At 46.1% G+C, this 14,220-nt stretch carries 13 protein-coding genes and 1 tRNA gene; 10 read left to right on the forward strand and 4 right to left on the reverse strand.

The window, feature by feature from the left end:
* Positions 1-161: 161 nt before the first annotated feature.
* Entirely contained in the window at positions 162-827 is a 666-nt protein-coding gene (locus KUA50_RS08235) for a SprT-like domain-containing protein (protein WP_218457313.1), read from the reverse strand.
* 132 nt (positions 828-959) lie between these two features.
* Here KUA50_RS08235 and potA point away from each other — a divergent pair, with 132 nt between their 5' ends.
* From potA to KUA50_RS08260, 5 genes are all read left to right on the forward strand, one after another.
* A complete protein-coding gene (potA, locus tag KUA50_RS08240) occupies positions 960-2,363 on the forward strand; it encodes a polyamine ABC transporter ATP-binding protein (protein ID WP_218457312.1) in 1,404 nt (467 codons plus the stop codon).
* A 46-nt stretch (positions 2,364-2,409) separates the two neighbouring features.
* Entirely contained in the window at positions 2,410-3,195 is a 786-nt protein-coding gene (locus tag KUA50_RS08245; protein WP_256624298.1) for an ABC transporter permease, read from the forward strand.
* A gap of 23 nt (positions 3,196-3,218) precedes the next feature.
* Complete coding sequence (locus KUA50_RS08250; RefSeq protein ID WP_218457322.1) at positions 3,219-4,013, forward strand: ABC transporter permease; 795 nt, start codon at positions 3,219-3,221, stop codon at positions 4,011-4,013.
* A 2-nt stretch (positions 4,014-4,015) separates the two neighbouring features.
* Positions 4,016-5,359 (forward strand): ABC transporter substrate-binding protein, encoded by a 1,344-nt coding sequence (locus KUA50_RS08255; RefSeq protein WP_218457311.1) that lies wholly within the window; start codon positions 4,016-4,018, stop codon positions 5,357-5,359.
* Between the two features lie 196 nt (positions 5,360-5,555).
* Positions 5,556-5,637 (forward strand) — tRNA-Tyr (locus KUA50_RS08260).
* 161 nt (positions 5,638-5,798) lie between these two features.
* Here KUA50_RS08260 and KUA50_RS08265 read toward each other — a convergent pair.
* On the reverse strand, positions 5,799-7,274 hold the full coding sequence (locus KUA50_RS08265; protein ID WP_218457310.1) for an ATP-dependent DNA helicase: 1,476 nt from the start codon (positions 7,272-7,274) through the stop codon (positions 5,799-5,801).
* Positions 7,275-7,328: 54 nt separating this feature from the next.
* On the opposite strand from KUA50_RS08265, the gene KUA50_RS08270 reads away from it, so the two are divergent.
* The 3 genes from KUA50_RS08270 to rsmD all read left to right on the forward strand — a co-directional run bounded on the left by KUA50_RS08270 (position 7,329) and on the right by rsmD (position 9,241).
* Entirely contained in the window at positions 7,329-7,808 is a 480-nt protein-coding gene (locus tag KUA50_RS08270) for a hypothetical protein (protein ID WP_218457309.1), read from the forward strand.
* On the forward strand, positions 7,792-8,607 hold the full coding sequence (locus KUA50_RS08275; RefSeq protein ID WP_218457321.1) for a DUF3822 family protein: 816 nt from the start codon (positions 7,792-7,794) through the stop codon (positions 8,605-8,607). Before KUA50_RS08270 ends, KUA50_RS08275 begins: the two co-directional genes overlap by 17 nt.
* Positions 8,608-8,710: 103 nt before the next feature.
* Positions 8,711-9,241, forward strand: a complete 531-nt coding sequence (gene rsmD / locus KUA50_RS08280) for a 16S rRNA (guanine(966)-N(2))-methyltransferase RsmD (protein ID WP_218457308.1) — start codon at positions 8,711-8,713, stop codon at positions 9,239-9,241.
* A gap of 52 nt (positions 9,242-9,293) precedes the next feature.
* On the opposite strand, the gene KUA50_RS08285 is transcribed toward rsmD, so the two are convergent.
* Positions 9,294-10,955, reverse strand: coding sequence for a putative transporter (locus KUA50_RS08285; protein WP_413777456.1), 1,662 nt, complete (start codon positions 10,953-10,955; stop codon positions 9,294-9,296).
* A 225-nt stretch (positions 10,956-11,180) separates the two neighbouring features.
* On the opposite strand from KUA50_RS08285, the gene KUA50_RS08290 reads away from it, so the two are divergent.
* The gene (locus KUA50_RS08290; RefSeq protein ID WP_022110386.1) at positions 11,181-12,053 is read left to right on the forward strand and encodes a PfkB family carbohydrate kinase; all 873 of its coding nucleotides are present in this window, start codon (positions 11,181-11,183) and stop codon (positions 12,051-12,053) included.
* Between the two features lie 105 nt (positions 12,054-12,158).
* Here KUA50_RS08290 and KUA50_RS08295 read toward each other — a convergent pair whose 3' ends face one another.
* Positions 12,159-12,680 (reverse strand): hypothetical protein, encoded by a 522-nt coding sequence (locus KUA50_RS08295; RefSeq protein WP_218457306.1) that lies wholly within the window; start codon positions 12,678-12,680, stop codon positions 12,159-12,161.
* A 401-nt stretch (positions 12,681-13,081) separates the two neighbouring features.
* On the opposite strand from KUA50_RS08295, the gene KUA50_RS08300 reads away from it, so the two are divergent.
* Complete coding sequence (locus tag KUA50_RS08300) at positions 13,082-13,981, forward strand: diaminopimelate dehydrogenase (protein WP_218457305.1); 900 nt, start codon at positions 13,082-13,084, stop codon at positions 13,979-13,981.
* Positions 13,982-14,220 lie beyond the last annotated feature (239 nt).

A 14,220-nucleotide genomic window follows, 5' to 3' on the forward strand; every position in this document is an offset into this window, starting at 1 on the left:
TGCTGATATCATAAAATCCCACAGATTTCACAGATTTACACAGATCTTTTTGAAGTAAAAATAAATCTGTGTAAATCTGTGTAAATCTGTGGGACTCTACAATCTCAATAGTACTATATAAGTTCTGTGGAGATCTGTGAAATCTGTGGGACGATGAAATATCAGAAATGAAAAGGAGTCAAGACATTCAGCAGACGATCGAAATCGGCTTTTGAAATGCGACGACCACGGAGACTGCGCACCTGCGGATAATCCTCAAAGTAGTTTTCCTGGGTGGTGTACCAACAATGCGATTTCACCTCCCGAAGTTTCACCAACTGACCTTCGATACGACGGGCAAAACCGGGATTGACCCGTGAGAGAAAATGCTTGCCATCCTGCATTTCTATCGCTAAGATCAGATAGGTCTGCGGACCCTGTGCCTTTTTCTTTTTAACCACCTGTTCGTTCACCTTCCATCCCTTGGTAGAAGTCATCACCCGGATATCCCAGCCATAGGTGCGGTTCAGTTTATCCATCATCCCTCGAAAGACAAGCCCATGCGAAGACGTATCCTTCAGTCCAGTGTAACCAATAATATAATGTATCATCTCGTGGAGGAGCACACTCTTGGCCTGCTTCTCTGTCATATCGTAATAGGTGGACATAGAAATTTTAAAATCATAAAGTTTCGTACGCCCCCATCGGGTAGCTCTCTTATACGCCATCTGCCCGAGCCTGGTCTTGGCCCGGGTAACCCCCAATTCAGGTGTAGGCAACTTTCCTCCGAAGTACTCGTCGTCGAAGAACCTGAACCATTTTTCCATCCATTCAACAGTTACAATCATAAAAAATGTATATAAATACAGGAATATCCCTATCTTTGTGTCAAACCGGTTGCAAAGATACAATTTTTCCAGCATTTTATTCAATATTTATTGAAAAATGAGTAACTTTGCACGCAAATTTTATAACGAGAAATGAATAAAACTGCACAGTATATCATTGACATCCAGAATGTGTCAAAAAGATTTGGGGAGAAAACAGCCCTACATGACATCAACCTCTTTGTGAGAAAGGGTGAATTCATGACCATACTCGGTCCTTCGGGTTGTGGTAAAACTACCCTATTGAGACTCTTGGCGGGTTTTGAAACTGCCACAGAGGGTATTATTACCATTAGCGGTAATGACATTACCAATCTACCACCTTACAAGCGCAATGTGAACACGGTATTTCAGAAATATGCCCTGTTCCCTCACCTGAATGTATATGACAACATCGCCTTCGGACTGAAACTGAAGAATACACCGAAGGAGGAAATCATGCCAAAGGTGAAACGCGCCCTCAAGATGGTGAACATGAGCGACTATGAATACCGTGACGTCAACTCGCTTTCGGGTGGACAGCAGCAGCGTATCGCCATCGCAAGAGCCATTGTCAACGAACCGGAAGTCTTGCTGCTTGACGAACCATTGGCTGCACTCGACCTGAAAATGAGAAAGGACATGCAGTTGGAGTTGAAGGAGATGCACGAACGGTTGGGCATCACCTTCGTCTATGTGACCCACGACCAGGAGGAGGCGCTGACCCTGAGCGACACCATCGTGGTGATGAGCGAGGGAGAAATACAGCAGATAGGCACCCCTACTGACATCTACAACGAACCGGCAAATGCCTTCGTGGCCGACTTTATCGGTGAAAGCAATATCCTTTGCGGAACGATGATACACGACTGTCTGGTAAAGGTAGCCGGATCAGAAATACCTTGTGTGGATAAGGGATTCGGATGCAACCAGGAGGTAGATGTCGTAATCCGTCCGGAAGACATCGAAGTGAGCACCGATACAGCACATGCCCAGTTTGTGGGCAAGATTACCTCTTCCATCTTCAAGGGTGTACACTACGAAATGTTAGTTGAGAGTGACAAGGGATGCGAATTCCTTATCCAAAACTACAAGCATTTCGAGGTAGGACAGACCATCGGTATGAACGTGATTCCCGACAATATCCACATCATGAAGAAGGAGCGCACCACGAATACCTTCGAGGCAAAGGTAAACGGTGACGGCACCATCGAGTTCTTAGGCTGCGAATATCAGATAGAGATTCCGGAAGAGAAGAAGAATCAGATTCATACGGATGAAGACGGCAAGGAAGTCATCCCAGTAAACATCGATTTCGACAAAATAGAACTCTTCGACAACGAGGGTGAGGGAACCTTTACGGGCGACATCAGCTTCATCCTCTACAAGGGCGACCACTATCATCTCACCATCGACACAGACTGGGGCGAGAAGCTCTATGTAGATACGCAGGATGTATGGGATTTGGGAGACCACGTGGCCATCACCATTCCGCAGGAAAACATCCGATTCCAGTAATTCAAAAAAGATGCAGATTAAAATATAAAACATTGCAGATCAGAAATTGAAACTCATTAAGTTTATCTCTTCGCGACAAAGTTGGTCGATTCCATACATCATATTCGCGACTATTTTCGTGGTATTGCCTTTGATACTCATCGTGTTTTTCGCATTCACCGATGAGTACGGCAACATCACACTCTATAATTTCCAAAAGTTCTTAGCCCATCCAGAGGCTATCAACACCTTCGTGTATTCGATAGGCATTGCATTCCTGAACACCCTGCTGTGCATCCTGTTAGGTTATCCGGCAGCCTATATCCTGACACAGACCAAGATGAAGTATGCCAGCACCATCGTGATGCTCTTCATCCTGCCGATGTGGGTGAACATCCTGGTACGTACCCTTGCCACCGTGGCACTTTTCGACTTTGCTGACCTGCCATTAGGTGAAGGTGCACTGCTATTCGGTATGGTATATAACTTCATCCCGTTTATGATCTATCCGATTTACAACACCTTGCAGAAAATGGATCGCAGTTATATAGAGGCTGCCGAAGACTTGGGTGCATCGCCATGGCAGCAGTTCTTCAAAGTGATCCTGCCCCTCTCCATGCCGGGAGTGGCAAGTGGCATTCTGATGGTATTCATGCCTACCATCTCCACCTTTGCCATCTCCGAACTGCTGACGATGAACAACATCAAACTCTTCGGAACCACCATTCAGGAGAACATCAACAACTCCATGTGGAACTATGGTGCAGCCCTTTCGCTCATCATGCTCTTCCTGATAGGAGCCTCAACCCTCATAGCCGGTGACAACGGCAAACAGGAAGGAGGTATCAGATGATGAAGACCTTATTCTCCAAGAACATGATGAAGAACATCTTCTGTCAGGGTTATCTGTGGCTGCTCCTGCTGCTTCTCTATTCCCCTATCTTCATCATCGTCATCTTCTCCTTTACCGAGGCAAAGGTGATGGGCAACTGGACGGGGTTCTCTCTGCAACTCTACAAGAATCTCTTCGTAGAGGGAACCCACCATTCGCTGACGGCAGCACTGATCAATACGGTGACCATCGCACTGATAACCGCCACTGTCTCTACCCTCTTCGGTACGCTGACCGCCATCGGCATCCACAACCTGCGCAACAGGAAAGCACGGTTGGCGATTACATTCGTCAACAATATCCCGATACTCAACGGCGACATCATCATCGGTATCTCGCTCTTCCTGCTCTTCATCACGTTGGGCATTCCGCAGGGCTATACCACGGTGGTACTCTCGCATATCACCTTCTGTTTGCCTTACGTCATCCTGAGCGTCATGCCACGACTGAAGCAGATGAATCCCAACCTCTATGAGGCAGCACTCGACTTAGGAGCTTCACCGATACAGGCGCTCCGCAAGGTCATCATTCCAGAGATACTGCCCGGTATGATTTCCGGTTTTATGCTCGCCTTCACGATGAGTATCGATGACTTCGCCGTCACCATCTTCACCATCGGAAATGAGGGACTGGAGACCCTTTCCACCTTTATCTATGCCGATGCGCGCAAGGGTGGACTTACGCCGGAACTCCGTCCGCTATCCACCATCATCTTTGTGCTGGTGCTGGTCATGCTCGTTATCATCAACCGTCGTTCTGACAAAAATAAGAAGAAATAAGAATGAAGAATAAGATATTATTTGTCCTAACCCTGCTGATGATCCTGCCGCTCTCTTCCTGCTACAACAAGGAGAACCGGGAGGAGATACTGAAGGTTTACAACTGGGCTGACTACATTGACGAAGATGTATTAGCCAACTTCCCTGCCTGGTATAAGCAGCAGACCGGCAAGAACATCCGCATCATCTACCAGACTTTCGACATCAATGAGGTGATGCTGACCAAGATAGAACGTGGACATGAGGACTACGATGTGGTCTGCCCGTCGGAATACATCATCGAGCGAATGCTGCGTAAAGACCTACTGCTGCCCATAGACACCGCATTTGGCAAGACCCCCAACTATCTAAAAAATGTTTCTCCATACATCGTGGAGCAGATAGATGCTACAAGCAATAGTCAGCGTATCGCCCACCACTACGCCGTGCCTTATATGTGGGGAACCTGTGGTATATTATATAATAAGGTACATGTACCTCTGAAAGATGCACAGACATGGGGCACGCTATGGAACCGGAAATACCGTGGAAGACTGCTGATGAAAGACTCCTACCGCGACTCATACGGTACAGCACTCATCTGGGCACACCGCAAGGACCTGAAAGCCGGGAAAGTTACGGTTCCAGAACTGATGAATGACTATTCACCCAACGCCGTGGCTACGGTAGAGAAAAATCTCAAAGCACTCAAACCGAACATCGAAGGATGGGAAGCTGACTTCGGAAAGGAGACCATGACCAAGGGAAAGGCTTACCTCAACATGACCTGGAGCGGCGATGCCGTATGGGCTATTGAGGAGGCGAAGAATGTGGGCGTGGAATTAGGATATGAAGTGCCAAAGGAAGGAAGCAACGTATGGTTTGACGGTTGGGTAATCCCTAAATACGCCAAAAATCCAAAGGCTGCCGCCTACTTCATCAACTATCTCTGTCAGCAGGACGTGGCACTTGCCAACATGGAAACCACGGGTTATGTGAGCAGTGTGGCAGGCAAGAAGATACTGGATGCCATGAGCGATCAGGAGACCTATCCGGAGCAGGTGAACTTAGCTTACTTCTTCGGGGAGGCTGGCAGGAAAGCCCATCTCAACCCTATCATGTACCCAGACAGCAGTGTGGTGGCAAGATGTGCCATGATTCATGATGCAGGCGACCATACTCCTGAAGTGCTCGATATGTGGTCGAAGGTTAAGGGCGACAACCTCGGTGGCGGAATCGTCATCTTCTTATTGGCTATCGTGGCTGCCATCACCATCTTTGTGGCGATTAAGAAAATTGAGCATTATAAACATCGCCGACTGTCGAGAAAACATCACAGGAGACACGTGATAAAGGTAAAAAAGTAAAAAGGGAAAAGGGTAAAAAGGTAAAAAGGGAAAAGGGCTTTGAGAAAGGGAAAAGGAGGGAAAAGGAAGGAGAAAAGGTGTATTTTATAGGGGAAAATGAAGTTTTTTGAAGAAAAAGAGAAAAAAGTTGCAGAAAAATTTGGTGGAATGAAATAAAAACACTACCTTTGCACTCGCTTTTGAAAACATAGAGCAAGGGTGGTTACCAGAGTGGCCAAATGGGGCAGACTGTAAATCTGCTGGCTATGCCTTCGGTGGTTCGAATCCATCACCACCCACTTTTCCCAAAACAACTCAAAAAATAAAGAATCCGATTCCTTTCATTAGGTTTCGGATTCTTCGTTTTTATATACCCACCTGCCCACTCTTTTATTTTTGGCTGGACAAGGAAAAATTTCTCCCTCCCCAAGCAAAAATTATTTCCAGAGCAGGGAACTCTTCAGGCTTGCGTCTGTGTTTTAGGCCAATTCACTAAGAAGAGTTTACTCTTGGCACGGGTAAAGGCGGTATAAAGCCAATGGATATAATCAGGTGTCAACATATCATCCGTCATATATCCCTGATCTACATAGACATGTTCCCACTGTCCACCCTGTGCCTTGTGGCAAGTGATGGCATAGGCATACTTCACCTGCACGGCATTGAAGTACTGGTCTTCCCGGATGGCCTTCATGCGGTCTGCCTTCAGCGGAATATCCTGATAATCTTCCTCTACCCCACGGAAAAGCTGTTCCTGTTGCTCACGGGTAAGGGCTGAAGCCTCACTCTGCAAGGTATCCAGCAGAGCCGTTACGCTGATTTCATAATTATCATAGTCGGGAAACTGGAGCAAAAGTGTGGCAAAATGAAAACCATAAAGATCCAGGTGGCGACGCACCCTCAATACTTTCGCCCGGTCACCATTCGCTAAGAAAGAAGGAATCGACTGCAGTTCCTTTCTCACTTCAGTCGTATCGCCCGAAGCCTTCATCTGCTTCCGCTCATTCTCTGTCCAATAATAATTGTTCTTCACAATCATGAGCATATCACCACCGGAGAGTTCTTCCTCCCGGTCGAGTACCATATTGCGGATACCATTATTATAGATATTCGCCCTCTTGTTGCTGCGCGTAATCACCATCGTCTCATCCTGTCCTACCTGGTAATAACTGTTGGCAAGACTCTCCACGAGTTCATTGCCCGGCATCATCACAATGTCGGCAAAGCCCTGGAAGCGGATGAGAGGCAACTGGGTGATATCATCATGGGTAATCATCTGGCGAATGACCGTAGCATTATACAAGATACCGGACTCCTGACTCTGGCGGAGCACCTCATTGAGGTCGCACTCGTACACTTTCAGTCCATAGCCCTCCAGCATCATCGCCTGAAGAGCAGGAGATTCCTCCTCCCCCACCGGCGGCAACTGAGCCTTGTCGCCAATGACCATCAGACGGTCGTTGCGTCCCTGATAAACAAAATGCACCAGGTCGTCCAGCAAAAAGCCACTTCCGAAATTACCATCGCCCAATCCGAGATTAGAAACCATGGAAGCCTCATCCACCATAAACAAGGTGTCGGTATAGAGATTATCATTCAGATTGAATTTCCCATCCACACCGGCAAAAGATTTCTCACGGTAGATACGGCGGTGGATGGTATAGGCAGGGCAACCGCTGTTGAGCGAAAAAACCTTAGCCGCCCTACCCGTAGGAGCTAAAAGCATGACCTTCTGACGGATAGCCTGCAAGGTACGTACGATGGCACCCGAGAGGGAAGTCTTACCCGTACCCGCAGAACCCCGCAGAATCATCGCACAATGAGGGGTCGTATCTGTGAGGAATTGAGCAAAAACCTCCAGGGCATGCGCCTGTTCAGAAGTAGGCTGAAACCCAAATTGTTGTAATATCTGATATTTTAACTCTTCTTTGACCATATTTCAAAAACATTTTGTATCTTTGCACTTGCAAAAGTAACAATACTTTTTGAAATGAAACGAAAAATAAACATAAATTATATATTGGGGGCATGCGTCATCGTGCTTTTAGTACTCTGCACGCTGAGTATCTCTCAGCCGCTCCGTTTCCAGTCTGCCAAGCAAGAACGGGAAAAGGCGGTGAAGGAAACACTTATGAAAATACGTACGGCAGAAGAGAGATATAAGGCACGGCACGGAGGCTACTCGGGGGATTTCCAGACACTCATCAAGGGAAAATATCTGCAGGAATCCCTACAGTATATCCCCTATTCTGACGGAAAGAAGTTTACGCTCTCTGCCACAACCATCGTCAGCAAGAGCGGCAAGCAGATTCCGCTGATGGAATGCGGTGCCTCTTATGAAGACTTCCTCAACGGACTGGACGAGAATGCCGTACAGGAACTCATAGACAATGCAATGATTTCAGGAGCATATCCTGGACTAAAGATAGGTGACATTACAACAGACAACAACAATGCAGGTAACTGGTAACAACAAGAATTGGCAACAAGCCCGACTCACTATCCGCGTGAGCAACAATACACTCAGCTTTTCCGTCGTGGACAGAGAAGCCGAGCATCAAGTGATATACGAACCTTACACGGTGAAAAGTGGAGTCTCCATGGCGGCAAACCTGCGCCAGGCTTTCAAGGAGAGCGACTTGCTGCAACGAGGATACTCGAAGGTAAGAGTGTATATAGATACCCCTGTACTCATCGTACCGGTAGAAGATTTTAAGGAGGAAAACCTCACCATCCTCTACCAGCATGCTTTCACGAAGCACGACAGTGATGCCCTTCACTACCGGGTGCAACCATCACTGAATGTTGTGGCCATCTTCCCTATCAACAAGGATTTGAAGTTGGTGGTAGAAGACAATTTCAGCAACGTGCGCTTCACCCCTATCCTGCAACCCGTATGGAACTACCTTCACCAGCGCAGTTTCGCAGGAATCAGACGCAAGTTGTTTGCCTATTTCCATGACAAAAAAGTGGATATCTTCAGTTTTGAAAAGAACCGTTTCAAGTTCTTCAATTCATTCGAAGCACCCCACCCAAAGGATGCCATCTACTTCATGATGTATATATGGAAGCAGTTGGGAATGGACCAGCAGCAGGACGAGCTGCATCTCGTAGGTGATATTCCAGACAAAGAATGGCTTCTCTACAACACCAAACTCTATATCAGGAAAGTGAATGTACTGAATCCTTGTGCAGAGTTCAACCGTGCCCCCATCACAGAGATAAAAGGCATGCCATTCGACCTGTTGACTCTATACTTGAGCAAATAAAGAAAAATCAGAAATATCCGATTTTCAATCAAAAAAATCAGGATTTAAATCAGAAAGGATCAGGATTTATAAACAACAATCAGATTGATAAACAGAAAGAATTATGAGAATTATTACAGGACAATATAAGGGACGCCATTTTGACATTCCCCGTACATTCAAGGCGCGCCCTACCACAGACTTCGCCAAGGAGAACATCTTCAATGTGCTCCAGGGTTACATTGACTTTGAAGATGCCACTGCCCTCGACCTTTTCGCAGGAACAGGAAGCATCTCCTTGGAACTCGTATCGCGCGGTTGCAAGCAAGTGGTAAGCGTAGAAGCCGACCGTGATCATGCCAATTTCATCCGCCAATGTTTCAAGAAACTCAATGAAGACAGAGACATCCTGGTACGTGGCGATGTGTTCCGCTTCCTGAAATCCTGCCACCAGAAGTTCGACTTCATCTTTGCCGATCCTCCTTATGCTTTGGAAGACCTGGCAAAGATTCCAGACTTAGTATTAAACGGCGAGCTGCTCAACGAGGACGGCATCTTCGTTTTCGAGCATGGCAAGAACCATGACTTTTCCGCCCATCCGAGATTTTTAGAGCACAGAAGTTACGGCAGCGTCAACTTCTCCCTCTTCAGATAGTCACCCCTTTTCTGGTAACCTGCCCTTTGCCTGATAACTACGCTGATGGTTATCAGACAAAGAACATGATGAGAATCTGAGCGATAATCACTCTGACAAACATGCCCAGGGGATAAACCGTAGCGTAAGTGATGCTTGGTGTATCCCCTTCCAAGGTATCATTGGCATAGTTCAGCGCCATCGGATTGGCCATACTTCCACAGAGAATGCCGCAGATGCTTCCGAAATCATACTTCTTGGTTTTCAGAATAATGAAACCCACGATGACTACAGGAACCAGTGTGATGAGGAAGCCGATGCCTACCCACATCAGACCTTCGGGACGGACAACTGTCTCGAAGAACTGACCGCCAGCCTCCAAACCCAAGCACGCCAGATACAAGGCAAGACCCAATTCGCGCAACATCAAACCTGCACTGCGAGTCATATAGGAAATGAAATGCACACGAGGTCCCAAAGCACCAATCAGAATACCCATCACGATAGGTCCACCGGCAATACCGAGACGTACCGGAGCAGACATGCCAGGGATGTTAAACGGAATCGTGCCAACGGCAAGACCTAAGATGATTCCGAGGAAGATAGCACCCAAGTTAGGTTCGTTGAGTGTCTTGACAGCATTACCCAAGAACTGTTCCACATGGTCGATACTGGTAGGATCGCCCACTACCGTAAGACGATCGCCATACTGAAGTCGCAAATCATCGGTAGCCAACAGTCGGATATCACCACGGAGCACACGGCTCACATTCACACCATAGCTGTTGCGCATCTGAAGATGTCCGAGTCGCTTACCATTGAGTCCCGGACGGGTAACCACGATGATGCGGCTTTCCACCTTAGCATCAATGGCATTCCAGTCCACCTTATCATTATTCCACTCCTTATCCACTTTCTTACCGAAGAGAATCTGCATGGCAGACACCTCGTCCTTATTCGTCACCACCAACACATTATCGCCTGTATGAAGCACGGTATCAGCTTGTGGCACAATCACCTGTTCACCACGCCAGACACGAGAGATGATAAACTTACGGTGAGTGAGCATGGAGATTTCAGCAATCGTATTACCATTGAGTGCCGGATTCACAATCAGATACTGTCCGATGGAAGTATGGTCGTCATCATCATTGCTTCTGATTTGCAGATCCTCAGGCTTCACAAAGAGTTTGCGCAGCAGCATCATCGCTAAAATGACGCCCACAACGCCCAAGGGATAAGTGACCGCACAGCCCAAGGCAGCACCACCACTCGGCATGCCCAACTGTTGCAAAGCCTGCTGGGCAGCACCGAGCGCAGGTGTATTGGTAGTAGCACCACAGAGGATACCCACCATATCCGGCAAACTCACAGGAAGCACCCAGCACAGGAGCAGTGAGAAGAGCGTGCCCACCAAGATGACCGCCAAGCTCCAGAGGTTGAGCGAAATACCCTCATGGCGCATGGAACCAAAGAAGTTAGGACCCACGTAGAGTCCGAGCACATAGACAAACATGGTGAGACCAAAGCTTTCAGCAAACTCCAGCATATTGTGATCGACAGTCAGACCGAGATGTCCGGCTACGATTCCCACGAAAAAGACGAAAGCGATTCCCAATGATATGCCTTTGATATGGAGCTTACCAAGCGCAAGACCCAAAGTACAAATCAAGGAAAGAATGACGATGCCCTGCACCGCCGAATGTACGTTGATTAATCCATCAAACCACATGATCTAAATCTATCAATAGTTGTTTTATTGAGTTTTTATTCAATTTCGAGTGCAAAGGTAATCAGAATCAGGGACAAAACAAAATAAAATCGATTTTATTTCTCAGAAACAGTAAGAAAACTTTTTCTTTTTCCCGGTTTTTTAGTAACTTTGCAACCGTTTTGCAAAAAGAACAAAGAAGTGAGCCTCCTGTGAAGGCTCAGCTCATCAGAAATAAAAACGATTATAATGAAAGATATCTGTTGTATCGGTCACATCACAAAAGACAAGATTGTGACTCCAAACCGTACCGTCTATATGGCTGGCGGCACCTCATTCTATTTCTCGTATGCCATCAACCAGCTTCCCAAGGATGTAACTTTTTCACTGGTTACAGCCATGGATCCTACAGAAAAGGAACCAGTAGAGAAGATGCTCAAGGCTGGCATCGACGTATCGATGAATGCCTCCCGCAACACAGTGTTCTTCGAGAATATCTATGGAGAAAACCAGAATGAGCGCAAACAGCGCGTATTGGCAAAGGCCGATCCGTTTACCATCCAGCAGTTGGAGCATGTAGATGCCAAGGTTTTCCATTTAGGTAGTCTGTTGGCTGATGATTTTCCAACGGAGGTGGTGGAATATCTGTCTAGCAAGGGAAGGGTTTCCATCGACGTTCAGGGTTATCTACGCGAGGTGAGAGACGAGAAGGTGTATCCTATCGACTGGAAAGAGAAGTTGAAGGTACTGAAGCATACCTACTACCTGAAGGTGAACGAGACTGAAATGGAAACCATCACGGGTCTGAAAGATGCCCATGAGGCAGCAAAACTGATTCATGCCTGGGGAGTCACCGAGGTGATTATCACCCTTGGCAGCGAAGGTTCCCTCGTCTATGTAGATGATAAGTTCTATGAGATTCCTGCCTATCCTCCTCACGAAGTGGTAGATGCCACCGGATGCGGAGATACTTATTCGGCTGGTTATCTGTATAAGAGACTGCAGGGTGCAACTCCTACGGAAGCTGGAAAATTTGCAGCTGCCATGTGCACCATCAAACTGGAGCACAATGGTCCGTTCAACCGGTCTATTGATGATGTGGAAAAAATCATAAAGAAATAAAGGTAAGTTCAGAAAAAGGCCCCACAGAGTTTTATATGGACCTGCTGTGAAATCTGTGGGACCTTTTTAATGAGGGACCTGTCAGAGAAAACAGGAATTACTTAATTATTCTTTTTTGAATCCCTCTATGGCTCCCTGCACCTTTTTCTTGGTACGCTTGAAAACCTTAGAGACTTTTGTGCCTATCGTATTGGCCACATCAGTAACCTGATCAGTAGTCTTGTCAGTAAAGTTGCGCACCTGCAGTTTCTGGTAAGCCACCCTGGCTTTGCTCACGCGGCGCACATCCTCATCGCTGATAGAATCTTTCACAATACTGTATTCCTCCAAATAAGCCTGATAAGTAGAGTCTATCTTTTCTTTCTGGGCATCAGACAATTCCCTGTTGGCAGAAGCACTCTTGACAAAAGTTTCAAACCTCTTGGCGAAAGTGCCGGCATGAGACAATGCAACCTGCTGCTCTTTCTCTACCGACTTCATTGCATTCTCCATCTTCTTTTGCTCCACCCCATTATCAGACTTCTTCTGCTCCACTCCATTCACGGTCTTCTGTCCGATTTCATTCTGCGCAAAACCCGAAAGAGAAACAGCGAGCAAAAATCCTAAACTTAAAATTGTTTTTTTCATCTTTTTACTTCTCCTTTAAATATAAATACGTCACTCACTTCGGCTGCAAATATAGCATTAAATTATCAAACTCGCAAATAAAGTAACAATTATTCATATTTTTCAACGAAAACATCAAACTATAAGGTGGAAAAGTCGCCATCCTTACAATTTACAAGCAACAAATACCTAATATATATAATTTTATTACTTTTTGCACATTCAGATAGTTAAAAATCTGTTATTTTGTTCATTATCTCAAAGAAAAGCTATAATTTTGCAACCGAAATAGAAATAAAACCAAAACAATATTGCAATGTCATGCTAAAAACAATTGCAAAGAAATAGATTCGAAAGAGAATTCGGATAGATTCAGAATAGAATTGAGAATATAATAATAACAATAAACAACAATAAAAGAAATGAAAAAAATCAGAGCAGCCGTTATAGGATACGGCAACATTGGTAAGTTTTCTGTAGAGGCTCTTGAAGCAGCTCCAGACTTCGAGATTGCAGGTGTAGTACGTCGTCAGGGCGATAAGGACAAACCTGCTGAATTGGCTCAGTATGAAGTAGTAGATGACATCACAAAGTTGAAAGATGTAGATGTTGCCATCTTAGCAGCTCCTACCCGTTCATGCCCAGAGTATGCAGAGAAGATTGTGGCTCTTGGCATCAACACCGTCGATAGCTTCGACATCCACACCAGCATCCTCGACTACCGCACCAAGCAGATGGAGAACTGCAAGAAGGCTGGCAAGGTAAGTGTTATCTCTGCTGGTTGGGATCCAGGTTCAGACTCTATCGTACGTGTACTCATGGAGAGCCTTGCTCCAAAGGGTCTGACTTATACCAACTTCGGTCCTGGTATGAGCATGGGTCACTCTGTTTGCGTAAAAAGCAAGAAGGGTGTTAAGAATGCACTCTCTGTTACCATCCCATTGGGTGAAAGCATCCACCGTCGTATGGTTTATGTAGAGTTGGAAGAAGGTGCTACTCTTGAGGCTGTTACTGCTGAAATCAAGGCAGACCCTTATTTCGCTAACGATGAGACTCACGTATTCGCAGTAGCTTCTGTTGACGACGTGAAGGATATGGGTCATGGTGTGAACCTGATTCGCAAGGGTGTTTCTGGTAAGACACAGAACCAGCGCTTCGAGTTCAACATGAGCATCAACAACCCTGCTCTTACTGCTCAGGTATTGGTGAACGTAGCTCGTGCTTCTATGCGCCTGCAACCAGGTTGCTACACAATGCCAGAGATTCCAGTGATTGACATGCTTCCTGCTTCTCGCGAGGAAATCATCGCTCACTTGGTATAAGAGGCTGTTCTATACAAAGCATCTCAAGTAGAGCATTTTAAGTTTATTGAAAAAGAAAATAGGTATCCGCTATCAAAAGGGGATACAAACAAAAAAAACGAGGGCGCTGTCACAGCGTTCTCGTTTTTTTCCTTTGTACTAAATTCTACCTAAACAAAAATAAACCTAAAACCTATTAACCTAAAATATATATTGTTGTTTTCACGCTGCAAAGATAGTAACTTTATCAAAAAGGCATT

The organism is Segatella hominis (assembly GCF_019249725.2).
Lineage (GTDB): Bacteria > Bacteroidota > Bacteroidia > Bacteroidales > Bacteroidaceae > Prevotella.